Origin of the sequence: uncultured Caulobacter sp. (assembly GCF_937900395.1) — a bacterium.
Classification (GTDB): Bacteria; Pseudomonadota; Alphaproteobacteria; order Caulobacterales; family Caulobacteraceae; genus Caulobacter.
In genome coordinates this window covers 1-22,620 of record NZ_CALCDX010000247.1, presented here as the reverse complement: position 1 = coordinate 22,620, position 22,620 = coordinate 1, and the positions used below count along the sequence as shown (strand labels likewise).

The 22,620-nt window shown below is 67.3% G+C and carries 19 protein-coding genes and 1 pseudogene; 10 read left to right on the top strand and 10 right to left on the bottom strand.

Annotated features, from left to right (window positions below):
• Positions 1–45 precede the first annotated feature (45 nt).
• Entirely contained in the window at positions 46–990 is a 945-nt protein-coding gene (locus Q0379_RS23185; RefSeq protein WP_299017389.1) for a DUF808 domain-containing protein, read from the bottom strand.
• Between the two features lie 110 nt (positions 991–1,100).
• Between Q0379_RS23185 and Q0379_RS23180 the strand changes: the two genes are divergently transcribed.
• Together Q0379_RS23180 and Q0379_RS23175 are read left to right on the top strand one after the other, a co-directional pair.
• Positions 1,101–2,066, top strand: coding sequence for a phosphotransferase family protein (locus tag Q0379_RS23180; protein WP_366519349.1), 966 nt, complete (start codon positions 1,101–1,103; stop codon positions 2,064–2,066).
• Complete coding sequence (locus Q0379_RS23175; RefSeq protein WP_299017387.1) at positions 2,063–2,434, top strand: DUF6285 domain-containing protein; 372 nt, start codon at positions 2,063–2,065, stop codon at positions 2,432–2,434. The genes Q0379_RS23180 and Q0379_RS23175 overlap by 4 nt, the downstream gene beginning before the upstream one ends.
• On the opposite strand, the gene Q0379_RS23170 is transcribed toward Q0379_RS23175, so the two are convergent.
• From Q0379_RS23170 to kdsA, 5 genes are all read right to left on the bottom strand, one after another.
• Positions 2,420–3,538, bottom strand: coding sequence for a DUF3089 domain-containing protein (locus Q0379_RS23170; RefSeq protein ID WP_299017384.1), 1,119 nt, complete (start codon positions 3,536–3,538; stop codon positions 2,420–2,422). The two genes, Q0379_RS23175 and Q0379_RS23170, sit on opposite strands and share 15 nt — an antisense overlap.
• A 32-nt stretch (positions 3,539–3,570) precedes the next feature.
• Entirely contained in the window at positions 3,571–4,773 is a 1,203-nt protein-coding gene (locus Q0379_RS23165) for an acetyl-CoA acetyltransferase (RefSeq protein WP_299017382.1), read from the bottom strand.
• Between the two features lie 11 nt (positions 4,774–4,784).
• Entirely contained in the window at positions 4,785–6,281 is a 1,497-nt protein-coding gene (locus tag Q0379_RS23160) for a hydroxymethylglutaryl-CoA synthase family protein (RefSeq protein WP_299017379.1), read from the bottom strand.
• A gap of 102 nt (positions 6,282–6,383) precedes the next feature.
• The gene (gene rfaD, locus Q0379_RS23155) at positions 6,384–7,385 is read right to left on the bottom strand and encodes an ADP-glyceromanno-heptose 6-epimerase (RefSeq protein WP_299017377.1); all 1,002 of its coding nucleotides are present in this window, start codon (positions 7,383–7,385) and stop codon (positions 6,384–6,386) included.
• Between the two features lie 3 nt (positions 7,386–7,388).
• The gene (kdsA, locus tag Q0379_RS23150; RefSeq protein WP_299017374.1) at positions 7,389–8,255 is read right to left on the bottom strand and encodes a 3-deoxy-8-phosphooctulonate synthase; all 867 of its coding nucleotides are present in this window, start codon (positions 8,253–8,255) and stop codon (positions 7,389–7,391) included.
• A gap of 62 nt (positions 8,256–8,317) precedes the next feature.
• Here kdsA and Q0379_RS23145 point away from each other — a divergent pair, with 62 nt between their 5' ends.
• Together Q0379_RS23145 and Q0379_RS23140 are read left to right on the top strand one after the other, a co-directional pair.
• On the top strand, positions 8,318–9,772 hold the full coding sequence (locus tag Q0379_RS23145; protein WP_299017371.1) for a deoxyribodipyrimidine photo-lyase: 1,455 nt from the start codon (positions 8,318–8,320) through the stop codon (positions 9,770–9,772).
• A 70-nt stretch (positions 9,773–9,842) separates the two neighbouring features.
• Positions 9,843–11,057 carry a cyclopropane-fatty-acyl-phospholipid synthase family protein gene (locus Q0379_RS23140; RefSeq protein WP_299017368.1) on the top strand — a complete coding sequence of 405 codons (1,215 nt, stop codon included), beginning with the start codon at positions 9,843–9,845 and terminating at the stop codon, positions 11,055–11,057.
• On the opposite strand, the gene Q0379_RS23135 is transcribed toward Q0379_RS23140, so the two are convergent.
• A complete protein-coding gene (locus Q0379_RS23135) occupies positions 11,054–12,586 on the bottom strand; it encodes a cryptochrome/photolyase family protein (RefSeq protein WP_299017365.1) in 1,533 nt (510 codons plus the stop codon). The genes Q0379_RS23140 and Q0379_RS23135 overlap by 4 nt on opposite strands.
• An 89-nt stretch (positions 12,587–12,675) precedes the next feature.
• On the opposite strand from Q0379_RS23135, the gene Q0379_RS23130 reads away from it, so the two are divergent.
• From Q0379_RS23130 to Q0379_RS23105, 6 genes are all read left to right on the top strand, one after another.
• Positions 12,676–13,674, top strand: coding sequence for a cysteine synthase A (locus tag Q0379_RS23130; protein ID WP_299017362.1), 999 nt, complete (start codon positions 12,676–12,678; stop codon positions 13,672–13,674).
• Between the two features lie 77 nt (positions 13,675–13,751).
• Positions 13,752–14,609, top strand: coding sequence for a 3-mercaptopyruvate sulfurtransferase (sseA, locus tag Q0379_RS23125; RefSeq protein WP_299017360.1), 858 nt, complete (start codon positions 13,752–13,754; stop codon positions 14,607–14,609).
• A gap of 16 nt (positions 14,610–14,625) precedes the next feature.
• Entirely contained in the window at positions 14,626–15,777 is a 1,152-nt protein-coding gene (metC, locus tag Q0379_RS23120; protein ID WP_299017357.1) for a cystathionine beta-lyase, read from the top strand.
• A 101-nt stretch (positions 15,778–15,878) separates the two neighbouring features.
• Positions 15,879–16,343, top strand: a complete 465-nt coding sequence (locus Q0379_RS23115) for a DUF4126 family protein (RefSeq protein ID WP_299017355.1) — start codon at positions 15,879–15,881, stop codon at positions 16,341–16,343.
• Positions 16,340–17,722 carry an FAD-containing oxidoreductase gene (locus tag Q0379_RS23110; protein WP_299017353.1) on the top strand — a complete coding sequence of 461 codons (1,383 nt, stop codon included), beginning with the start codon at positions 16,340–16,342 and terminating at the stop codon, positions 17,720–17,722. The genes Q0379_RS23115 and Q0379_RS23110 overlap by 4 nt, the downstream gene beginning before the upstream one ends.
• Positions 17,723–17,854: 132 nt before the next feature.
• Complete coding sequence (locus Q0379_RS23105) at positions 17,855–18,931, top strand: alkene reductase (protein ID WP_299017351.1); 1,077 nt, start codon at positions 17,855–17,857, stop codon at positions 18,929–18,931.
• Positions 18,932–19,084: 153 nt separating this feature from the next.
• Here the strand turns inward: Q0379_RS23105 and Q0379_RS23100 are convergent, their stop codons facing one another.
• The 3 genes and pseudogenes from Q0379_RS23100 to Q0379_RS23090 form a co-directional block, all read right to left on the bottom strand.
• A complete protein-coding gene (locus Q0379_RS23100; protein WP_299017348.1) occupies positions 19,085–20,725 on the bottom strand; it encodes an NAD(P)/FAD-dependent oxidoreductase in 1,641 nt (546 codons plus the stop codon).
• 48 nt (positions 20,726–20,773) lie between these two features.
• Entirely contained in the window at positions 20,774–22,126 is a 1,353-nt protein-coding gene (locus Q0379_RS23095; protein ID WP_299017422.1) for a glycoside hydrolase family 95-like protein, read from the bottom strand.
• A 237-nt stretch (positions 22,127–22,363) separates the two neighbouring features.
• Positions 22,364–22,609 (bottom strand): annotated as a pseudogene (locus Q0379_RS23090) (hypothetical protein); the annotation flags it as partial.
• Positions 22,610–22,620 lie beyond the last annotated feature (11 nt).

Below are 22,620 nucleotides of genomic sequence, written 5' to 3'. Positions count from 1 at the left end.
GCATTTTTCGATCCGATAACCGCTGCACACTTATCGGAAAATGCTCTAGTGCGCCGCCGCGCCCTTGCGGTGATGCCAGAGGTGCATGACGCCGGCCAGGACGCCGCCGATCACGAGACCAACCACGGCCGAGCCCAGCGCGAACGCCAGCCAGCCGGCCAGCGCGCCGACGCCCGGCGCTTGGCCCGCCCAGTGTGAGAAGCCCTCGACCCAGTGCGGCACGGGGGTCAGGTGGAACTTCTCAAGTCCGTGCACGATGATGCCGCCGCCGACCCACAGCATGGCCGCGGTGCCGATCACGGTCAGGGCCTCCATGGTCCAGGGCATGGCCTTGACCAGTCCGCGGCCGAAGCCGCGCAGGCTCTGAACCTTGCCCCGCGACAGGTGCAAGCCGATGTCGTCCATTTTCACGATCAAGGCGACCGCGCCATAGACGCCGATGGTCAGCAGAACGCCGACGACGGCCAGGGCGCCAGCCTGGATGGCGAGCGGTTTGTCGGAAACGTCGGCCAGGGCGATCGCCATGATCTCCGCCGACAGGATGAAGTCGGTGCGGATGGCGCCGGTCACCTTCTGCTTCTCGAGTTCGGGCCCGCTAAGCGCCAGCTCTTCGACCGCCTCGCCTTCATGCTCGGGCGTGAAGGCTTCCAGAATCTTCTCGGTCGCCTCGAACGCCAGATAGGCGCCGCCGCACATCAGGATCGGCGTCACCGCCCACGGCGCGAAGGCCGACAGCAGCATGGCGCCCGGCAACAGGAACAGCAGCTTGTTGCGCAGCGAGCCGAGCGCGATCTTCCAGACGATCGGCAGTTCCCTATCGGGCGTGAAGCCCATGGCGTAGCCCGGCGTCACGGCGGTGTCGTCGACCACCACGCCCACAGCCTTGGACCCCGCCTTGCCGGCCGCGCCGGTCACGTCATCGAGGGAAGCGGCGGCCAGCTTGGTGATGCCGGCGACGTCATCGAGCAGCGCGGCGAGACCGGAGGGCATCGGAAATCCTGAACAGCGAATGGTGAGTCCGTGCCTAAGGCCAGCCGGGCTCGCCGTAAAGATGACGAGGTCTTGCCTGACGCCGGGTCAAGGCTGGAAGCTTCCCTTCCATGGATGTCGTCGCCGCCCTGGATCGCCTCGCCCCGCGCCTGTCGCCCGCCGCGACCGGCGCTCGCAACGCCCGCCGACTGTCGGGCGGCGCCAGCCTCGAAACCTGGGCCTTCGACCTGGACGATGGGACGCCGCTGATCCTGCGTCGGCGGCCGGACGGCGCGCTGCCGCGCGACACCGCCCTGCCCCTCGCCAGCGAAGCCGCCCTGATCCGCGCCGCCGACGCGGCCGGCGCCCCCGCCCCCAGCGTCATCCGCGTCTGCCAACCGGAGGACGCGCTTGGCGAGGCCTATGTCATGCGTCGCCTGGAGGGGGAGACCTTGGGACGACGGATCGTCCGCGACGAGGCCTTCGCCAGCGTCCGCCCCGGCCTGGCGCGCCGCTGCGGCGAGGTTCTGGCCCGCATCCACGCCATCCCGACCGAAGGCCTGCCGCCGCTGGCCCAGTCGGACGCCCGAGGCGAGCTGGCGCGCTACGAGGACCTTTATCGCCAGATGAAAGCGCCGCGCCCGATCCTGGAGGCCGCCTTCCGCTGGCTGGAGGCCATCGCGCCGCCCCCGCCTGAAAAGCCGGTGCTGGTTCACGGCGATTTCCGGAACGGCAATCTGATGATCCATCCCGAACAAGGCTTGGTTGGCGTGCTCGACTGGGAGCTGGCCCATCTGGGAGACCCGACCGAGGACCTGGGCTGGATGTGCGTCAATTCCTGGCGGTTCGGCGAATGGCGCAAGCCCGTCGGTGGCTTTGGCGACTATGCCGACCTGCTGGCCGGCCACGGCGGCGACGTCTCCTTGGAGCGCGTCAAGTTCTGGCAGGCGCTGGGGTCGCTCAAATGGGGCGTCATGTGCCTGATGATGTACCAGAGCTTCGCCGCCGGCGCGGACCGCTCGATCGAGCGCGCCATGATCGGCCGCCGGACCAGCGAGACCGAGATCGACCTCGTCGCCCTGATGGAGGCCGCATGATCAGCCATCCGACCGCCGCCGAACTGTCCGAGGCGATCGCCGCCTTCGACGCCCAGCCCGCCACGCCAGGCGACGCCCGCCAGGCCTTCCTGGCCCGCGTGGCCGACAACGCCCGGGCCACGGTGGCGCGCGAGGCTGAACTTGGCGCGATGCTGGAGATCGAGGCGGTCGAGCGTCTGCAAGCGCTGCTGCGCTGGGACGGCGATTTCTCGACCTTGAACGGCGCGCTTTGCGACGCCCTCCGCGAAGGCCGGATCGCGCCGCGCGACCCGGCGCTGCTGGCCCACCTCCGCGCGACGGCGATCGGGCAGATCCGGATCGACCAACCGACCTATGGCGGGCTGGAGGCGCTCCTAGCGTCCGGCTGAGACCGCGGCCTTCGCACGCTCCAGGGCGTCGGCTTCCAGGTCGGCGTAGAACAGGTTGAAGGCGTCGACCTTACGCCGGTCGGCCCATGAGCCGCTGTCGCGCAGCGAACTCGATTTCGGCTTGCTGGTGCGCAGGATCCCGCTTTCGCAACGCGCCGACACCTGGCGCTGGAGGAATGGCGGCCGGGCGCCCCAGTCGAGCCCGGTGGCGTTGGCGGCGCCCAGGTTCAGCCGGGCCGGCGCCCGCTCCAGCGAGGTCCCGCCCAGCAACGGGTTGAAGCACAGCGGCGTGCGGCCTTCGAGGTTCACCAGCTGGTCCGACGGATCCCAGATCAGCGAGCGGCCGATCACCTCCTGCACCCGCTGGAAATCGCCTTCCGGCGCCGAGATCCAGGCGGCGACGCACCCGGCCTGGGCTTTACGCTCGCAGGCCGGCAGCGGCGCGGCGGGCGTATATTCGTCGGCCGGAACCGGGGTCTCGATCAGGTAGGCGGCGACGAGGCGGCTCTTGAGCTCGGGCTTGGCGGCGATCTCCTCGCTCAGCAGGCGCGCGGCCAGCGAGCCGCCCTGCTCCACCCCGACGATGATGAACGGCCGGTCCTGGCCATAGCGGACGCGATAGGCGCGGAAGGCCTGCAGCACGTCGCCATAGGCAAAGCGCCGCGCCTCGCGGGCGTCGTCGCGCAGGGTTAGATAGGTGTAGAGGCTGGCCTGGCGATAGCGCGGCGCGAAGAGCCGCCCGACGCGGTCGAACGGGCCGGCATAGTTGGGCAGCACCACCCGCGACAGGAACCGCGCGGCCTTGGGCTGGTCGATGCCGCCGTTCCAGTCGCGCCCGCCGTCGAAGGTCGTCGGATGGACGAAGAAGATGTCGACGGGACGATCGGCGGGCGGAACGGCCTCGGGGTTGCGCGGCAGCAGCGCCCAGGACGCCCGCTTGCCGTAATCCGGCGCGGGCGGCGGGTGATAGGTCAGGAACGGGACCTTGGGGTCCAGCGCGTTGCTGAGAATGTCGTAGCGCCAGATGAAGGCCGCCGACAGGATCAGCGCCAGGAACAGGACGACGCCCGCGAAGATCCAGCGCTTGAAGCCTTTGAGAGCCATGGGCTCCTCGGTACATCAAGCGCCGGAAGGAATTAAGCCCCCTCTTGGCCGATGATCGCGACCGAGCAGACATTGCTGGCCGGCGCGCCGCCCAGGTTGTGGGTCATGCCGAAGACGGGGTTGGCCAGCTGCCGCTCGCCCGCCCGTCCCTGCAGCTGCAGGTACATCTCGTAAAGCATGCGCAGGCCCGAGGCGCCGATCGGGTGGCCGAAGCACTTGAGGCCGCCATCGATCTGGCACGGCACGCCGCCGTCGGCGTCGTAGAAGCCGTCCAGCACGTCGCGCCAGCCCTGGCCTTCCGGCGAAATGAAGAGGTCCTCCATCGTCACCAGCTCGGTGACCGAGAAGCAGTCATGCACCTCCATCATCGAGATCTGCTCGCGCGGCCGCTCGATGCCGGCTTCCTTGTAGGCCTTGCCGGCGGCGATGCGGGCGGTGTGGAAGTGACTGCCGTCCCAGCCGTTATACTGGCTCTCGTAGCCGTTCGAGACGGACAGCTGCAGCGCCTTGACCGTAACGAGGTCGTGCTTACCCAGGGCGCGGGCGATCTCGGGCGTGGTGACGATCGCCGCCGCCGCGCCGTCCGAGACGCCGCAGCAGTCGAACAGGCCCAGAGGCTCGGCGATCAGCGGCGCGTTCAGGGCCTGCTCCTCGGTGATCGGCTTGCGCAGGTGGGCCTTGGGGTTCTTGGCGCCGTTGGCGTGGCTCTTGACCGAGACGTGGGCGATGGCCCGCTTCAGGTCCTCCTTGGAGACGCCGTGCTTGGCGCGATAGGCGCTCGCCAGTTGGGCGAAGTTGCCGGGGGCCGAACCGTTCGGCATGACCTGCGGGCTCAGCGTGCCGGGATTGGCGACCGGAAGGCCGCCATAGCCGGTGTCCTTCAGCTTCTCGACGCCGACCGCCAGGGCAATGTCGGCCGCGCCCGCCGCCACGGCGTAGACCGCGCCCCGGAAGGCTTCCGATCCCGAGGCGCAGAAGTTCTCGACCCGCGTCACGGCGATGTTGGGCAGGCGCAGGGCGATCGACAGCGGCGTGCCGCCCTTGCCCGAGCCGATCTCGTCGATGTGGGTCGAGAACCACGCCGCGTCCAGCTGGGTCGGTTCGATCCCGGCGTCCTGCATGGCTTCCAGATAGGCCTCGACCATCAGATCGTCGGGGCCGGCGTCCCAGCGCTCGCCGAACTTGCTGCAGCCCATCCCGAGGATGGCGACCTTGTCGCGGATACCCTGTGGCATGTGCGGTCTCCCTATTCGGCGGCCCGAATTTCGTTGGAATGCGAAGATTGAGCGGCAACGGCGGCGCGGTCGGGCGTCGCCTTCCAGAAGTAGCGGACGAAGCCGCGCTTCTCGTCGACCTCCTTGATGCGAAAGACCATCCGCACCGGCAGGCCGGTCTCGACGTCGCCCGGCGCGACGTCGGTGATGTCCATCATGATCCGCCCACCGCCCTCGAAGACGACCATGCCGTAGTGGTTCGGCGGCGACATGGAAAAGGTCAGGTAATCAGCGGAATAGCTGAGAATGCTCGCGCGCCGCTCGGCGAATTTGTACGGTTCCTGGGTGTCGACGGCCGGGTTGTTCGGCGCCACCGAGATGCGGGTGCGCGGGAACTGGACGACGCCGGTCTCGCGGCAGCGGCCGCCGACTAGGCCCAGGATCATGTCCTCGTTGCGATAGAGGGTCGTCAGGGCGGTCTTGTTGTCCTTCTCGGCCCGCATGCCCTTGTCCCACTCGACAAGACCATTGAAGGTCAGGAATTTCAGGTAGTTGGTCTCTTCTTTTCGATCGGCCAGCGAGCCCGTGACGCCGCGCGCGGGACGCTGTCCCTGACCTGTGGCGCGGAACACCAGGGCCTCGGCGCCCTGGCCGAACTGCGCCACGAGGATCACCTCATTTTCACGAGCGTTTTCAAGCGCGTGCGCCAGCATGATCGGACCGTGCGCACAGCCCGCCTCGCCCATCACGGCGGCGAGGTTGTCGCGAACGGCCTCCGGCTTGATCCCCACGGCCTTGGCCACGCTCGCGGCCATACCGGAGAATGTGGACGGAAAACAGAAATGGTCGACTTCAGAAGCGCTTAAGCCAGAAACCTCAAGCGCCCTGCGGATTGCAGGCGGGACCAACTTGATGATCCCCTCGTCGCGGATCCAGCGCTCCTCCCAGTAGTAGTCGAAGCCGCCGTCGTCGCCGCGGAAGTGGTCGACGAAGTCGTCCGTGACGCTGCCGCGGCCCAGCAGTTCCGCCGCGCCCGGGCTGTCGGTGACCACGAAGGCCGCCGCGCCGTCGCCGAAGTCGAGCTCTTGGGCCGACGCCGCGCGCGCCTTGCGGTGCTCGCCCGCCGCGACCAGGGCCGCCTTGGCGCCGCCGCCGGCCACGGCGGACAGCGCCTGGCCCAGCGCCGTCAGACCGCAGCGCTGCGAGCCGGTCACGTCGGTCGCGGCGATCGACTTCTCCAGCGTCAGGGCCGCCGAGACGACCCCAGCGTTCAGCCGGTCGGCGAACGGCGCCGTGGTCGAGGCGAAATAGAGGGCGTCGATATGAGAGCGATCGTCGTCGGGGCCGAGCGCGTCGCGCGCCGCCTCGACCGCCATGGTCAGGGCGTCCTCGTCCCAATTGGCCATGGCGCGTTCGCCCTTGCCCTTGGCCTTGAGGTTCGGCGCGACCCAGGCGTTGGCCTCGGTCACCGCCTTGCGGCTCAGACGAAGACGCGGCGCATAGGCGCCCCAGGCGGCGATGCCGACCATTTCTCACTCCCTGCCGGTCGAGTTGATCTCGACTTATCGACGTTCAGCTTACGCCCGCGTCAGGCAGGGACAAGTGTTCCCCGGGGTCACCGGCGACACGTCTCAGCGATAGGGATCGTCGGTGTTCAGATAGCCCGCCACGTAGTCGGCGACGCCGTCCTCCAGCGCGGTCATCGGCGCGTTGTAGCCGGCCGCGCGCAGACGGCTCATGTCGGCCTGGGTGTAATACTGGTACTTGCCGCGCAGCACCTCGGGCATGTCGATATAGGTGATGTCCGGCTGGCGGCCGACCGCCTCAAACGTCGCCACGGCCAGATCGCGGAACGAGCGCGCCTGTCCCGAACCCAGGTTGAAGACGCCATTCACGGCCGGGCTCTTGGCCAGCCAGGCGACCACGTCGACCACGTCGCGGACATAGACGAAGTCGCGCAGCTGGCCGCCGTCCTCATAGTCCGGGTTATGCGACTTGAAGAGCTTCACCCCCTCGCCCGCGGCGATGCGCGGCCAGATCTGGGCGACGACCGACTTCATGCCGCCCTTGTGGTCCTCGTTGGGACCATAGACGTTGAAGAACTTCAGCCCCACCCACTGGGTCGGGGCGCGACCGCGGGCGGCTTCGCGCGCCGCGTGGATGTCGAACAGGGCCTTGGACCAGCCATAGGCGTTCAGCGGACGCAGGGCCTTCAGCGACGCCAAGTCATCCTTGCCGTCGAAGCCCAGCGCGCCGTCGCCATAGGTCGCCGCCGACGAGGCGTAGATCAGGCGTTTGCCGTGCAGGGCGCACCAGTCCCAAAGGTCGCGCGACAGTACGAAGTTGGACTGCACGATCTTGTCGGCGTCGGTCTCGGTGGTGGAGGACACCGCGCCCATGTGGACGATCAGCTCGACCTCCGAGCCGCGCCGGGCCAGCCAGTCGAACAGCTGCTCGGGCGCGACGAAGTCGGCGATCGCGTGCTTGGCGATGTTGCGCCACTTGCCGCTGGCCGCGTCGCGCAGGCGATCGCAGACCACGACGTCCAGCGCCGGATCCTCGCAGAGCTTGGCGACGATGTTGGAGCCGATGAAGCCGGCCCCGCCGGTGACCAGGACGATACGACGGCTCATCGCTTAGGCCGCGCGCTTGGTCAGGGCGTCGTATTCGAGCAAGTTGGCGACCAGCGCCTCGAACTGGCTCATCGGCACCATGTTGGGACCGTCGGACGGCGCCTTGTCCGGATCGGGGTGGGTTTCCATGAACACGCAGGCCACGCCCACGGCGACGGCCGCGCGGGCCAGCACCGGCACGAACTCGCGCTGGCCGCCCGACGAGGTTCCCTGCCCGCCCGGCTGCTGGACGCTGTGGGTGGCGTCGAACACCACCGGGCAGCCGATCTCCTTCATGATCGGCAGGGCGCGCATGTCGCTGACCAGGGTGTTGTAGCCGAACGAGACGCCGCGCTCGCAAGCCATGACGTTGGGATTGCCCGCGCCGGTCACCTTGGCGATGACGTTCTTCATGTCCCAGGGCGCCAGGAACTGGCCCTTCTTGATGTTGATCGCCCGGCCGGTGGCGGCGGCGGCCAGCAAGAGGTCGGTCTGGCGGCACAGGAAGGCCGGAATCTGGATCACGTCGACCGCCTCGGCCACGATCGGGCAGTGGCTGGTCTCGTGCACGTCGGTCAGGGTCGGCAGGCCGGTCGCCTCGCGGATCTCCTGGAAGATCGGCAGACTGTCCTTCAGTCCGATGCCGCGCTGGGCGTTGGCCGAGGTGCGGTTGGCCTTGTCGTAGGAGGTCTTGTAGATCATCCCGACGCCAAGACGTTGCGCCATCTCCTTGAGCGCATGGGCGGTTTCCAGGGCGTGCTGGCGGCTCTCCATCTGGCACGGCCCGGCGATGATCGACAGCCGCTCGCCATTGCCGATACGAACGGACGCGCCGGTCGAGGTCTTGATCTCGACAACGGCGTTGGGGGCGACGGCTTGCGGCTGATCCAAGGCGATACTTCCGACGTATTAGAGGCTTTGGGCGCCCAAGAGGTGACCCTTCGGGCGGGACGGTGCAAGTGCGGAAAGACTCTGGCGACAGCGAGGCGAGCCCCGGCGCCGTCATCGTTTGGTTCCGCAAGGACCTGCGCATAGCCGACAATCCCGCGCTGCGCCATGCCGCCAACAGCGGCCGACCTGTGGTCTGCCTCTACATCCTCGACGAGACGCACGGCGTCCGCCCGATGGGCGCGGCTTCGCTGTGGTGGTTGGACAAATCGCTCAAGAGCCTCGCCCAAGAGCTTGAGAAGCTTGGCAATAGGCTGGTGCTGCGCATGGGCGTAGCCGCCGAGGTCCTGGACGCCCTGATCGCCGAGACCGGCGCGACCTGCGTCCTGTGGAACCGTCTCTACGATAAGGCCAGCATCGACCGCGACGCCACGATCAAGGCGCGCCTCAAGGACGCTGGCGTCGACTGCCAGAGCTTCAACGCCGGCCTGCTGAACGAGCCCTGGACGGTCCAGAACGGGTCGGGACAGCCCTACAAGGTCTTCACGCCCTACTGGCGCGCCGCGCGCGAGCATCTGAACGACGTCATCATCGTAGAGGCCGCGCCGAAGGTCTTGAGATGCCTGGACAAGGCGACGCCTGGCGACCGGCTGTCGGACTGGGGTCTCCATCCCACCAAGCCCGATTGGTCCAAAGGCTTCGACATCTGGACGCCTGGCGAAGCGGGCGCGAAGGCGCGGCTCAGCGCCTTCCTGTCCGGCCCGATCATCGGCTATGGCGAGAAACGGGACATCCCCTCCGCGCCGGCCACCTCCCGCCTGTCGCCTCATCTTCACTTTGGCGAGATCGGCCCGCGCCAGGTCTGGATCGCCGCCCGCAACGCCGCCGAGGCCGGCGACATCCCTACCGCGGAAGCCGACAAGTTCCTGTCCGAGATCGTCTGGCGCGAGTTCAACCATTCGATCCTGTTCCACTGGCCCGAACTGCCGAGCCGCAACTTCAAGCCCGAGTTCGACGGCTTCCCGTGGGCCAAGGACCACGCCGCCTTCGAAGCCTGGACCAAGGGCGAGACCGGCTACCCCATCGTCGACGCCGGCATGCGCGAGCTGTGGGTCACCGGCTTCATGCACAATCGCGTGCGGATGATCGTCGCCTCGTTCCTGATCAAGCACCTGATGATCGACTGGCGCGAGGGCGAGGCCTGGTTCTGGGACACGCTGGTCGACGCCGATCTGGCCAACAATGTCGGCAACTGGCAGTGGACCGCCGGCAGCGGCGCCGACGCCGCCCCCTACTTCCGGATCTTCAATCCGATCAGCCAGGGCGAGAAGTTCGACCCGCAAGGCGCCTATGTGCGGCGCTGGGTTCCGGAACTCGCGGGCGTTCCCGACGATTTTATCCACAAGCCATGGGAGCGCCCGCTCCATCTGTCTCCGGCGGCGCGGCGTATCTACGCTAAACCGATCGTCGACCACGCCAAGGCGCGCGAGCGCGCCCTGGAGGCCTATCACAGCCTCTAGACGAGTGAGGGCTTTACGAGACGGTGGTTAACGGCGTTAATAAACGCGTCACCGGAAGCGAGGCCCTGCCTTGGAAAACGCGCTCTGGAATGATCCCGACCTGAAGGCCGCTCCGGCCGCCTTCCGTTCCGCCGTCCGCATCGCGGCCGAGAACTGGGAGGCCGGGTCGCTGACCTTCGTCCTCCCCACCGGCAAGAGCCTAACGGTCAAGGGGCGACAGGACGGCCCTGACGCGGTCATCCGCATCCGCGACTACAATTTCGTGCGTCGAGCGCTGTTGTCGGGCGACATCGGCTTCGCCGAGGGCTTCATGGCCGGAGAATGGGACACGCCCGATCTCTCGGTCGTGCTGGAGGCGTTCTCGCTGAACTTCGACCGCTTGGCGGGCCTGGCCTCGGGCAATCCGGTCATGCGGGCCCTGAACGCGATCTATCACCTGTTCAACCGCAACAGCCGCTCGGGCTCGAAGCGGAACATCCACGCCCACTACGACCTGGGCAACAATTTCTATTCCCGCTGGCTGGACCCGACGATGACCTATTCGTCGGCGCTCTACGAGCATCCCAACCAGCCTTTGCCGGACGCCCAGCGCGCCAAGTACGCGGCCCTGGCAAAGACCATTGGACTGGCCCCCGGCAAGCACGTGCTGGAGATCGGCTGCGGCTGGGGCGGCTTCGCCGAATTCGCCGCCAAGGAGGTCGGGGCCAAGGTCACCGGCATCACCATCTCCCAGGCGCAGTACGATTTCGCCAAGAAGCGCTTGTTCGAACAGGGTCTTTCCGAAAAAGCCGACATCCGCCTGGTCGACTATCGCGACGTCGAGGGCCGCTTCGACGCGGTGGCCTCGATCGAGATGTTCGAGGCCGTGGGCGAGGAATACTGGCCCGCCTATTTCGGCAAGATCCGCGAGGTGCTGGTTCCCGGCGGCCGTGCGGGCCTGCAGATCATCACCATCCGCGACGAGCTGTTCAGCGACTATCGCAGCCGCACCGACTTCATCCAGCGCTACATCTTCCCGGGCGGCATGCTGCCCAGCGAGGCGCGCCTTAAGGAAGAGACCGAGCGCGCCGGCCTGGAGTGGAGCGATCTCAAGCGCTTCGGCCAGAATTATGCCGACACCCTCGCCGAATGGGGACGCCGGTTCGAGGCCGCTTGGCACGACATCCGAAAGGATGGTTTCGACGAGCGCTTCCGGCGTTTGTGGCGGTTCTATCTCAGCTATTGCGAGGCGGGATTCCGCACGGAACGGACCAACGTCATCCAGCTGGGCCTCAGCCGCGGCTAGACGCCCATCTGCTCCCTGAGTTGCGCGGCCTTCTCCCGGAAGGCCCGCCGCTCGGCCTCGTCCATCCCGCTCAGCGTCTTCAGCGGCATCAGCATGCGGCCGTTGCCGGCCAGCCGCTGAGCGTGGCGGTCGATGAAGTCCCAGTAGAGGGCGTTGAACGGACAGGCGTCGTCGCCCAGCCGCTGCTTGACGTCGTAGCGACAGCTTTTGCAGTAGTCGCTCATCCGATCGATATAGGCGCCGCTGGCGGCGTAGGGCTTGGAGCCGACGATGCCGCCGTCGGCGAAGGTGGCCATACCGCGCGTATTGGGCATCTCGACCCACTCATAGGCGTCGGCGAACACCACCATGTACCAGTTGTCGACCGCATCGGGGTGCACGCCCAGCAGCATGGCGAGGTTGCCGGTCACCATCAGCCGCTGGATGTGGTGGGCGTAGGCGTGGTCGCGAGCCGAGCGAACCGCATCGGCGACGCAAGCCATGTCGGTCTCGCCCGACCAGTAGAACCACGGCAGCTTGCCCTCCGCCTCCAGGGCGTTTCGTTGGCCGTACTCGGGCATCTTCAGCCAGTAGACGCCGCGCACGAACTCCCGCCAACCGATGATCTGGCGGATGAAGCCCTCCACCGCGTTCAGCGGCGCGCGGCCGTCGCGCCAGACCGCCTCGGCGCGGCGACAGACGTCCAGCGGGTCGAGCAGGCCGATGTTCAGGGCCGGCGAGATCAGGCCGTGCCACAGGAACGGTTGCTCCCAGGCCATAGCGTCCTGCCAGTCGCCGAACTCGGGCAGCATGTGGGCCAGGAAGTGCTCCAGCGCCGCCTCGGCCTCGTCCGGATTGGTCGGCCAGCCAAAGGCGTCGAGCGTTCCGAAGTGGTCGTCAAAGCCGGCTGAGACCCTCTCGATCACGGCCTGGGTCGTCGCGTTTTGCGCGGTTCGCAAACGCTTTGGCGGCCGCACGCCCTTCTGCAGCTTCTTGCGGTTCTCGGGATCGAAATTCCAGCGGCCGCCGGCTGGCTTGTCGCCGTCCATCAGCAGGCCGGTGCGGCGACGCATCTCGCGGTAGAAGAACTCCATTCGCAGCTCGCGCCGCCCCTCCGCCCAGCTGGCGAATTCCGCGCGCGAACACAGGAAGCGATCGTCTTCCCGCGTCTCGATCGGAACGCCCACACCCAAGTTGAGCAGCGCCTGCTCCAGGCCCCACTTGCCGCAAGCGGTGCGCACGACGCGGTCGAAGGCGCCCTCGCCCAGCGCCCGCGCCACCTCGCCGGCGATGGTGCGAGTGTTGTCCGGATCGTCGAGCGTGACGTACCGGACCCGAAGCCCTTTGGCGCGCAGTCGCTCGGCGAACTGGCGCATGGCCGACCAGACCAGGACGAGCTTTTGCTTGTGATGCTTCCAGGCGGTGGCCTCGGCGACGCTCTCGACCATCAGCACGACGTCGCAGGCGGGATCGACGCCGTGCAGCGCCGACAGGCCTTCCGACAGCTGGTCGCCCAGCACCAGTCGCAAAGCCCCTCGCGAATTGCTCACCCCGAACCTCTCGCCTTCAGGAAAACTGGGCTTGCGTCGCGCGGCCCGCGCACGATCTACCATGCCAGTCCGGCCACGCAGGTGAAATCATGACCATCCTCCCCAGCGTTCTCGACGCCATCGGGAACACGCCCTTGATCCGACTGCGCCGCGCCAGCGAGGCGACGGGCTGCGAGATCCTAGGCAAGGCCGAGTTCATGAACCCCGGCCAGTCGGTCAAGGATCGCGCCGCCCTGGGCATCATCCGCGACGCCGAGGCCAAGGGTTTGCTGAAGCCTGGCGGCCGCATCGTCGAAGGCACCGCCGGCAACACCGGCATTGGCCTTGCCATGGTCGCCTCGGCCCTGGGCTACAAGACCACCATCGTCATCCCGCGCACCCAGAGCCAGGAAAAGAAGGACGCCATCCGCCTGCTCGGCGCCGAGCTGGTCGAGGTCGACGCCGTCCCCTACTCGAACCCTGGCAACTATGTCCGTTATTCCGGACGCTTGGCCGAGGAACTTGCGGCCACGGAGCCCAACGGCGTGATCTGGGCCAACCAGTTCGACAACACCGCCAACCGTGACGCGCACTACCTGACCACGGGTCCGGAAATCTTCGAGCAAACAGAGGGTAAGGTCGACGGTTTCATCTGCGCCGTCGGCTCGGGCGGCACCCTGGCGGGCGTCGCAGCGGCTCTGCACGAGCGCAAACCCGAGGTGAAGATTGGGCTGGCCGACCCGCACGGCGCGGCGCTCTACAGCTGGTACAAGGACGGCGAGCTGAAATCCGAGGGCAACTCGATCAGCGAGGGCATCGGTCAGGGCCGCGTCACCGGCAACCTCGAGGGTCTGACCATCGACCACCCTTTCCGCGTCTCGGACGAGGAAATGCTCGAGGTGCTCTACGACCTCGTCATGCACGAAGGCCTGTGCCTGGGCGGCTCGGCGGGCATCAATATCGCGGGGGCCGTGAAGCTGGCGAAGGAACTGGGCCCTGGCCACACCATCGTGACCGTGCTGTGCGACCACGGCTCGCGCTACCAGTCCAAGCTGTTCAATCCCGCCTTCCTTAAGGAAAAGGGCTTGCCCACCCCGCCCTGGATGTAGCTTGCGACGAGGCGCTTGCGCGGCGATGTTGCCGGCGTCTCGAAACGGGGCGAGTCATCCCCCAGAAAGGCGTCGACATGAGCACTCCGTCCGATCCGCTGGTCTCCACCGCCTGGCTGGCCGAGCACCTCGACGCGCCGGACGTGCGGGTCGTGGACGCCTCGTGGCACATGCCGGCCGCCCAGCGTGAGCCGTACAAGGAATTCCTGGCCGCCCACATCCCCGGCGCGGTGTTCTTCGACATCGACGACATCGCCGACGAGACCAGCGACCTGCCGCACATGATCCCATCGCCGGTGAAGTTCGCCTCGCGGGTCAAGAAGCTGGGCCTTGGCGACGGCTCGCGGATCGTCGTCTACGACACCACCGGCATACTGCCCGCCGCCCGCGCCTGGTGGCACTTCCGCGCCATGGGCCACGAGGATGTCGTGGTGCTGGACGGCGGCTTGCCCAAATGGATTTCCGAAGGCCGCCCGATCGAGGACGGTCCCGCCGCGCCACAAGAGCGCCACTTCACGCCGCGCTATCAGGCCGACATCTACCGCTCGCTGGAGCAGATGCGCGAGATCGTCGCCAGCGGCCGCGAGCAGATCATCGACGCCCGCGCCGCCGGCCGTTTCGAGGGCCGCGATCCCGAACCCCGCGCGGGCCTGCGAGGCGGCCACATGCCGGGCGCGCGCAACATCCCGCTGGCGGCGATGATCGCGCCCGACGGCACGATGCTGTCGGCCGATAAGCTGAAGACCGTGTTCGAGGCGGCCGGCGTCGACATCAACAAGCCGATCGTCTCCACCTGCGGCTCAGGCATCACCGCCTCGGTCGTCGCCCTGGCCCTGGCCCGGATGGGCAAGCCGCGGTCGGCGGTCTACGACGGCTCCTGGACGGAATGGGGCGGCCTCGCCGACACGCCCGTCGCCACGGGTCCGGCCGCCTAGCCTCAAGAGTATCCCGATGGACGAAGAAACCCGCCTGATCCGCACGGGCCTGGCCAATCATACCCTGGCCAAGACGGTCAATCCGCCGATCCAGCGGGGGTCGACCGTGCTGCTGCGCGACGCGGCCTCGCTATACGACGACGCCCAGCTGACCTACGGCATCACGGGCCTGGCGACCCCCAGCGCTCTGCAGGCCGCCCTCGCAGACCTGGAAGGCGCGGAGGATGTCACGCTCTACCCGTCCGGCCTGGCCGCCATCACCGGCGCCCTGCTGGCCGTGCTGAAGGCCGGCGACGAGGTCCTGGTCGTCGACAGCGCCTACAAGCCGACCCGCCGCTTCTGCGACCGCCTGCTGGCCCGCTTCGGCGTGACCACGACCTACTACGACCCGGCCCTGGGCGCCGACGCCCTGATGGCCCTGACCACGCCCCGCACGCGCCTGATTGTGCTGGAGGCTCCAGGCTCCCTGACCTTCGAAATGCAGGACATCCCCGCCATCGCCCAGGCGGCGAACGCGCGCGGGATCATGACCCTGATCGACAACACCTGGGCGGCGGGCTTCTACTTCAAACCGCTGGCCCATGGCGTGACCCTCAGCGTCCAGGCCCTGACCAAATATGTCGGCGGGCACTCCGACTGCTTCATGGGTTCGGTGGCGACCTCGGACAAAGCGGTCGCGGCGCTGCTGGGCGAGGCCATGTGGGACATCGGCTGGTCCGTGTCGCCAGACGACGCCTACACCATGCTGCGCGGCCTGCGGACCCTGGCCACGCGCCTGCCGCGCCATCAGGAGAACGGCCTCGCCATCGCGCGCTGGCTGCAGTCGCGGCCCGAGGTGTCGCGGGTCCTGCACCCGGCCCTGCCCGACGATCCCGGCCATGCGATCTGGAAGCGCGACTTCACCGGCGCCTGCGGCCTGTTCGGCGTGGTGCTGAAGCCTTGCGCTCAAAGCACGGCCAAGGTCTTCCTCGACAGCCTGAAGCTGTTCGGCCTGGGCTTCTCGTGGGGCGGCTACGAAAGTCTCGCCCTGCACTGCGACCCGCAGCTGACGTTCCGCTCCATTCCGGTAAACCTGGAAGGGCCGCTGTTGCGCTTCCATGTGGGTTTGGAGAGCGTCGAAGACCTGAAGGCCGACCTGGCCCAGGCATTCGGGGCCTTGAACGCCTAACGTCGCCGCGAAACAGCCGCCACGATCAGAACTTGCAATAATCGCTGTCTCGCCTGTGATGTCGTAGCGCGAGTGTCGCGCGCGAAATTGGGGGACTGTCCATGGCGCTCTATCTCTTCGCCCTGCTGATCGGGGTTGTAGCCGGCCTGCGGGCGATGACGGCGCCGGCCGCGGTCGCCTGGGCCGCTCGGCTGGGCTGGCTGCCCCTTGCAGGCTGGCCGCTGGCGTGGCTGGGCGGTCTCGTCCCCGTCCTTGTACTCACCGCCTTGGCGGCGCTGGAACTGGTCGGCGATCAGCTGCCCCAAACGCCGAGCCGCAAGGTTCCCCTGCAGTTCGCGACCCGCGTCGCCACGGGCGCTTTCAGCGGCGCCGCTCTGATGATGCCGAGCGGCCACTGGTTACGCGGCGCGGCCATCGGCGCGGTCGGCGCGGTGATCGGCACGCTGGGCGGCGCCGAGGTTCGCGGTCGCCTGGCCGCCCGGTTCGGTCAGGACCGGCCGGCGGCGTTGATCGAAGACGCGATCGCCATCGGCGGCGCGCTAGCGATCGTGGCGCTGGCCCGATGAGCGCGGCGCAGCGCTTCGACGCCATCATCATCGGCGCCGGCCAGGCTGGACCGTCTCTGGCCGGACGCCTCACCGCCGCTGGCCAATCCGTCGCCATGATCGAGCGCAAGGACTTCGGCGGGACCTGCGTGAACACCGGCTGCATGCCGACCAAGACCCTGGTCGCCAGCGCCTATGCGGCGCATCTGGCGCGCCGCGCGGCCGACTATGGCGTTGTGCTGGAAGGCCCTATCGGCGTCGACATGAAACGGGTCTGGGCGCGACAGCAGACCGTCGTGAAGAACGCGCGCGGCGGGGTCGAGAACTGGCTGCGCGGCATGAAGGGCTGCACGGTCATCCAGGGCCACGCCCGCTTCGAAGGCCCCGACACGATCCGGGTCGGCGACCAACTACTGACAGCGCCGAAGATCTTCCTCAACGTCGGCGGCCGCGCCAACGTGCCGGACATGCCGGGCGTCGACGACGTGCCGTACCTCACCAATGTCGGCATGATGCAGGTCGACAAGCTGCCAGAGCATCTCGTGATCGTGGGCGGCAGCTATATCGGGTTGGAATTCGCCCAGATGTTCCGCCGGTTCGGCAGCCAGGTGACGATCGTCGAGATGGGTCCCCGCCTGATTGGACGAGAAGACCCCGAGATTTCTGACGCGATCCGCGAAATCCTGGAGGCCGAAGGGATCACCATACGCCTGAACGCCGAGTGCATCCGCTTCTCGCCACAAGACCAAGGCGTCTGCGTCCACGTGACCTGCAAGGCGGGCGAGCCTCAGGTCACCGGATCGCACGTTCTGCTCGCGGTCGGCCGGCGACCGAACACCGACGATCTCGCCCTCGACAAGGCCGGAGTCGAGACCGACAAGCGCGGCTATGTCGTCGTCGACGATCAGTTGCGGACCAATGTCCCAGGCATCTGGGCGATGGGCGACTGCAACGGCAAGGGCGCCTTCACCCACACGGCCTACAACGACTTCGAGATCGTCGCCGCCAACCTGCTGGACGATGACCCGCGCAAGGTCAGCGACCGCATCGCCTGCTACGGCCTATTCGTCGATCCGCCGCTGGGCCGAGTCGGTATGACCGAGGCCGAGGCTCGCGCCACCGGCCGTCCGCTGCTGGTCGGCCAGCGCCCAATGACGCGCGTGGGCCGCGCCGTCGAGAAAGGCGAGACCCTAGGCTTCATGAAGGTGGTGGTCGACGCCGAGACCAAGCAGATCCTGGGCGCGGCGATCCTGGGTGTGAACGGGGATGAGGCGATCCACGGCATGATCGACCTGATGTACGCCAAGGCGCCCTACACGGTGATCTCACGGGCGGTGCACATCCATCCTACGGTCTCGGAACTGATCCCGACGATGCTGGGCGAGCTGAAGCCGGTTTAGATTTTCAGATTTTGACGCCTCCGCTTTCAGATAAATCTGAACCTGTTGCGGTTGCGATCCGCCCAAGCGGGGCCAGATAGCACGCAGACGCCGACGGAGGGTCGGCGCCCCTACCCCAAGGGACAGTCTCGCATGCCCAATCTGTTCGATCCGCTGCGCGTCGGCGACCTCAACCTGCCCAATCGCGTCGTCATGGCGCCGCTGACCCGGCTGCGCGCCGGTCCGACCCACATCCCCAACGCCCTGATGGCCGAATACTACGCCCAGCGCGCCTCGGCCGGCCTGCTGATCAGCGAAGGCGTCCCCGTGTCGCCCCAAGGCGTCGGCTACGCCGGCGTCCCGGGCATCTGGTCGAAAGAGCAGACCGAAGGCTGGAAGCAGGTCGCCAAGGCCGTGCACGACAAGGGCGGCCGCATCTTCATGCAAATCTGGCACGTCGGCCGCATCTCCGATCCCGAGCTCCTGAACGGCGAGCTGCCGGTCGCGCCCAGCGCCATCGCCGCCAAGGGCCATGTCAGCCTGCTGCGCCCGCAACGCGACTACCCCACCCCGCGCGCCCTCTCGACCGAGGAAGTCGCCGGCGTGGTCGAGGCCTTCCGCCAAGGCGCCGAGAACGCCCAGGCGGCCGGCTTCGATGGCGTGCAGCTGCACGGCGCCAACGGCTACCTGCTCGACCAATTCCTGCAGGACGGTAGCAACCAGCGCACCGACCAATACGGCGGCTCGATTGAGAACCGCGCACGCCTGCTGCTGGAAGCCACCGACGCGGCGATCTCGGTATGGGGCGCGGACCGCGTGGGCGTGCACCTGGCGCCGCGCGCCGACAGCCACTCGATGGGCGACAGCAACCTCGCCGCGACCTTCGGCTATGTCGCTAAGGTCCTGGGTGAGCGCAAGATCGGCTTCGTCTCGGCCCGCGAGTACGAAGCCGCAGACAGCCTGGGTCCGGACCTGAAGAAGGCCTTTGGCGGGGTCTATATCGCCAACGAAAAGTTCGATCTGGCCAGCGCCAACGCCGCGATCGAAGCTGGCAAGGCCGACGCCATCGCCTTCGGCAAGGCCTATATCGCCAATCCGGACCTGGTGGAGCGTCTCAAGACCGGCGCGCCGCTGAACACGCCGGATCCGACCACCTTCTACGGCTTCGAGAACGGGCCGCGCGGCTATACCGACTATCCGACGCTGGCTCAGGTCGGCGAGCCGGCTTAAACCTTCCAAGCATAAAACTCTCGTCATCCCGGAAGCCTCGCAGAGGCTATCCGGGACCCAGGAGTTGCAAGAGCGCTGTGCGCACCGACCCTGGGTCCCGGCTCTCCGCGCTCCGCGCTGCGGCCGGGATGACAAGGGTTTTGCGACAGGTCTCTAAGACGCCTGGATCAAGCCCTCGGCCACATACTGCGCCGCCACGGCTTCGGCGACCTTGATGCCGTCGACCGCCGCCGACAGGATGCCGCCGGCATAGCCCGCGCCCTCGCCGGCGGGATAGAGGCCGGCGGTGTTCAGGCTTTGGAAGTCCTTGCCCCGCGTGATCCGCACGGGCGAGGACGTCCGGGTCTCGACGCCGGTCAGCACCACGTCCGGATGGTCGTAGCCGGGGATCTGACGACCGAAGACTGGCAGCGCCTCCCGCATGGCCTCGATGGCGAACGGCGGCAGGCACTGGGCCAGATCCGTCAGGTGGACGCCCGGCTTGTAAGACGGGATCACCGCGCCGAGTTCGGTCGAGGGACGGCCGGCAAGGAAGTCGCCAACCAATTGTCCCGGCGCCTTGTAGGTCCCGCCGCCGGCCTCGAACGCCAGGCTCTCCCACTTGCGTTGGAACTCGACCCCGGCCAGCGGGTGGCCCGGATAGTCCTGCTCGGGATTGATATCGACGACGAAGCCGGAATTGGCGTTCCGCTCGTTGCGGGAATATTGGCTCATGCCATTGGTCACGACGCGCCCAGGCTCGGACGTCGCCGCCACGACCGTGCCGCCCGGACACATGCAGAAGCTGTAGACCGTCCGCCCGTTCTTGGCGTGGTGCGAGATGGCGTAGGCCGCCGCGCCGAGGTCTTTATGGCCGGCGCAGTCGCCAAAGCGCGCGCGGTCGATCCACGACTGCGGGTGCTCGATCCGGACGCCGATCGAGAACGGCTTGGCCTCGATGTGGACGCCGCGGTCGTACAGCACCTGGAAGGTGTCGCGCGAGCTGTGGCCCAGGGCCATGACCACGTGGCGCGCCGGCAGGTAGCCGTGACCGGCGATGTGCAGCCCCTTGATCCGCCGCGCGCCGTCTTCGCCGACCTCGATGTCGAAGTCCTCGACCCGGTGTTGCCAGCGGTACTCGCCACCCAGGCTCTCGATCAGGGCGCGCATGTTCTCGACCATGTGCACCAGGCGGAACGTGCCGATATGCGGATGCGCCTCGGTCAGGATCTCCTCGGGCGCGCCGGCCTTCACGAATTCCGTCAGCACCTTGCGCCCCAGGAAGCGCGGATCCTTGATCTGGCTGTAGAGCTTGCCGTCCGAGAAGGTCCCCGCCCCGCCCTCGCCGAACTGGACGTTGGACTCCGGGTTCAGCTCGCTGCGCCGCCACAGGCCCCAGGTGTCCTTGGTCCGCTCGCGCACGACCTTGCCGCGGTCGACGATGATCGGCTTCAGCCCCATCTGGGCCAGGATCAGACCGGCGAACAGGCCGCAGGGTCCGGCGCCGATGACCACGGGACGCGGCCCCTCGAAGCCCTCGGGCGCCTTGGCCACGAACTTGTAGCTGGTGTCCGGCGTAACCCGGACATGGTGGTCGCCTTCGAAGCGGCGCAGGACGGCCGCTTCGTCGCGCAGCACGACGTCGACCGAATAGACCATCAGGATCGCCGACTTCCGGCGCGCGTCGTTGGCGCGGCGGGCGACCTCGAAGCTCACCAGATCGTCGGCCGAGATTCCCAGGCGGTCGACGATGGCGGGCGCCATGGTCTCCGGCGGATGACCCAGCGGCAGCTTCAGTTCCGAAATACGCAGCATGGCGCGGGTCTTAGCCAAAAGTCGGCCATCGCGCCATCCGTGCGAAGGTTAAGCGACCCGCGTCAGAACGCCGTCGCGAAGGACCAGACGCGCCGACTGGCCCTTGCGGAGGTCTACGTTCAGGCTCGAGGCGCCGAGCACGACCGCATGACGCCCGTCTGCCTTGGCCGTCAGCACCGCCTCGGCCAGCTTACCGCCGCTCCAGCTGACATCGACGCCGACCGCGCCTCGCGCCCTCAGTCCCTTGAGGTGGCCGGTGGGCCAGGCTGACGGCAGAGCGGGCAGCAGGTAGATGCGATCGTTGCGGCTCTGCAGGATCATCTCGGTCATGCCCGACACCCCGCCGAAATTGCCGTCGATCTGGAACGGCGGATGGGCGTCGAACATGTTCGGATAGGTGCGCTCGGGTCCCAGCAGCAGGCGTAGGATGCCGTGGGCGTGGTCGCCCTCGCCCAGCCGCGCCCAAAGGTTCAGCCGCCAGGCGATCGCCCAGCCGGTTGAGAGATCGCCGCGCGTCACCAGCGTCTGCTTGGCGGCGGCGGCCAGCTTCGGCGTCGTGTCGATCGCGATCTGGTCCGAGGGGAACAGGCCGTAGAGGTGCGAGACATGCCGGTGATGGATGTCGGGCGCGTCGGCGTCCCAATCCTCCTGCCACTCCTGCAGCTGGCCGTCCTTGCCGATCTTGTAGGGCGCCAGCTTGTCGCGCGCCGTCTTGAGCTCAGCGACGAAGGCCGGGTCGGCGCCCAGCACCGCCTCGGCCTTCAGGCAGTTGTCGAAGAGGTCGCGAATGATCGCCTGGTCCATGGTCGGACCGGCGACGATCGAGGCGCCGTGGCCGTGGTCGTTCTCGGGCGAGAGCGAGGGATTGGTGACCAGCACGCCGAACTTCGGATCGACCACCAGGGTGTCGAGGAAGAACCGCGCCGAGCCCTTCATCAGGGGATAGACCCGCGCCAGATAGGCGCGGTCGCGACCATAGTCGTAGTGGTCCCAAAGGTGCTTGCAGAGCCACGCGCCGCCCGTTGGCCAGACGCCCCACGGCGCGCCGTCGACCGGCGCGGTCGCCCGCCAAAGGTCGGTATTGTGGTGCGCGACCCAGCCTCGCGCGCCGTACATCGCCTTGGCGGTCCGCGCGCCGGTTTCCGAGAGATCCCGCACCAGGGCGACCAGCGGTTCGACCATCTCCGGAAGATTGGTCGGCTCGGCCGGCCAGTAGTTCATCTCGGTATTGATGTTGACCGTGTACTTGCTCTCCCACGGCGGATCCATCAGGTCGTTCCAGATGCCCTGCAGGTTGGCGGGCTGTGTGCCGGGCCTCGATGAGCCGATCATCAGGTAGCGGCCGAACTGGTAGCTGAGGGCCGATAACGAAGGATCGGGTTCTGTTTGAATCTTCTTCACCCGTTCCGTGACAGGTAAATAAGAATTAGCGGTCACCGGTAATTTTATATCTACCCGGCTGAAATAATTTTTGTGATCGGCCACGGCGGCATCCCGGATCGAAGCGAAGGATTTGTTTTCGATCTTCTTCAGATAATCATTCACCCGCTGGTGCGGATCGGCGCTTACATCTTTATAGTTGACGAAGTTGGTGGCAGCGGCTATGTAGAGGGTAACCGCGTCGGCATTCTCCACGAGCAGGTCAACATCGTTTGTAATTACCGTACCGCCTTCGGCAACGGCTTTGAGCCTCGCTTCGTAGCGGAGCTTTCCTTCCACACCCATATAGTCGGCCGACTTACCGGTAAGGATCAAGCCATCGGTTCCATACGGATCCATCCGGAAATAATCGGTGGCATAATTGGAATGGGCCTGGTTACGTTCACCCCGGAGATTCGCTGTAAATGAAATACTCCCCTGACGATCAGCGGTCAGCCGGATCATGATCACCTGGT

What these genes read in the sequence shown, in the direction of transcription:
- Q0379_RS23185 (WP_299017389.1), bottom strand. Translation starts at nt 990, where the DNA reads ATGCCCTCCGGTCTCGCCGCGCTGCTCGATGACGTCGCCGGCATCACC.
- Q0379_RS23180 (WP_366519349.1), top strand. Translation starts at nt 1,101, where the DNA reads ATGGATGTCGTCGCCGCCCTGGATCGCCTCGCCCCGCGCCTGTCGCCC.
- Q0379_RS23175 (WP_299017387.1), top strand. Translation starts at nt 2,063, where the DNA reads ATGATCAGCCATCCGACCGCCGCCGAACTGTCCGAGGCGATCGCCGCC.
- Q0379_RS23170 (WP_299017384.1), bottom strand. Translation starts at nt 3,538, where the DNA reads ATGGCTCTCAAAGGCTTCAAGCGCTGGATCTTCGCGGGCGTCGTCCTG.
- Q0379_RS23165 (WP_299017382.1), bottom strand. Translation starts at nt 4,773, where the DNA reads ATGCCACAGGGTATCCGCGACAAGGTCGCCATCCTCGGGATGGGCTGC.
- Q0379_RS23160 (WP_299017379.1), bottom strand. Translation starts at nt 6,281, where the DNA reads ATGGTCGGCATCGCCGCCTGGGGCGCCTATGCGCCGCGTCTTCGTCTG.
- rfaD (WP_299017377.1), bottom strand. Translation starts at nt 7,385, where the DNA reads ATGAGCCGTCGTATCGTCCTGGTCACCGGCGGGGCCGGCTTCATCGGC.
- Q0379_RS23130 (WP_299017362.1), top strand. Translation starts at nt 12,676, where the DNA reads ATGACCATCCTCCCCAGCGTTCTCGACGCCATCGGGAACACGCCCTTG.
- sseA (WP_299017360.1), top strand. Translation starts at nt 13,752, where the DNA reads ATGAGCACTCCGTCCGATCCGCTGGTCTCCACCGCCTGGCTGGCCGAG.
- metC (WP_299017357.1), top strand. Translation starts at nt 14,626, where the DNA reads ATGGACGAAGAAACCCGCCTGATCCGCACGGGCCTGGCCAATCATACC.
- Q0379_RS23115 (WP_299017355.1), top strand. Translation starts at nt 15,879, where the DNA reads ATGGCGCTCTATCTCTTCGCCCTGCTGATCGGGGTTGTAGCCGGCCTG.
- Q0379_RS23110 (WP_299017353.1), top strand. Translation starts at nt 16,340, where the DNA reads ATGAGCGCGGCGCAGCGCTTCGACGCCATCATCATCGGCGCCGGCCAG.
- Q0379_RS23105 (WP_299017351.1), top strand. Translation starts at nt 17,855, where the DNA reads ATGCCCAATCTGTTCGATCCGCTGCGCGTCGGCGACCTCAACCTGCCC.
- Q0379_RS23100 (WP_299017348.1), bottom strand. Translation starts at nt 20,725, where the DNA reads ATGCTGCGTATTTCGGAACTGAAGCTGCCGCTGGGTCATCCGCCGGAG.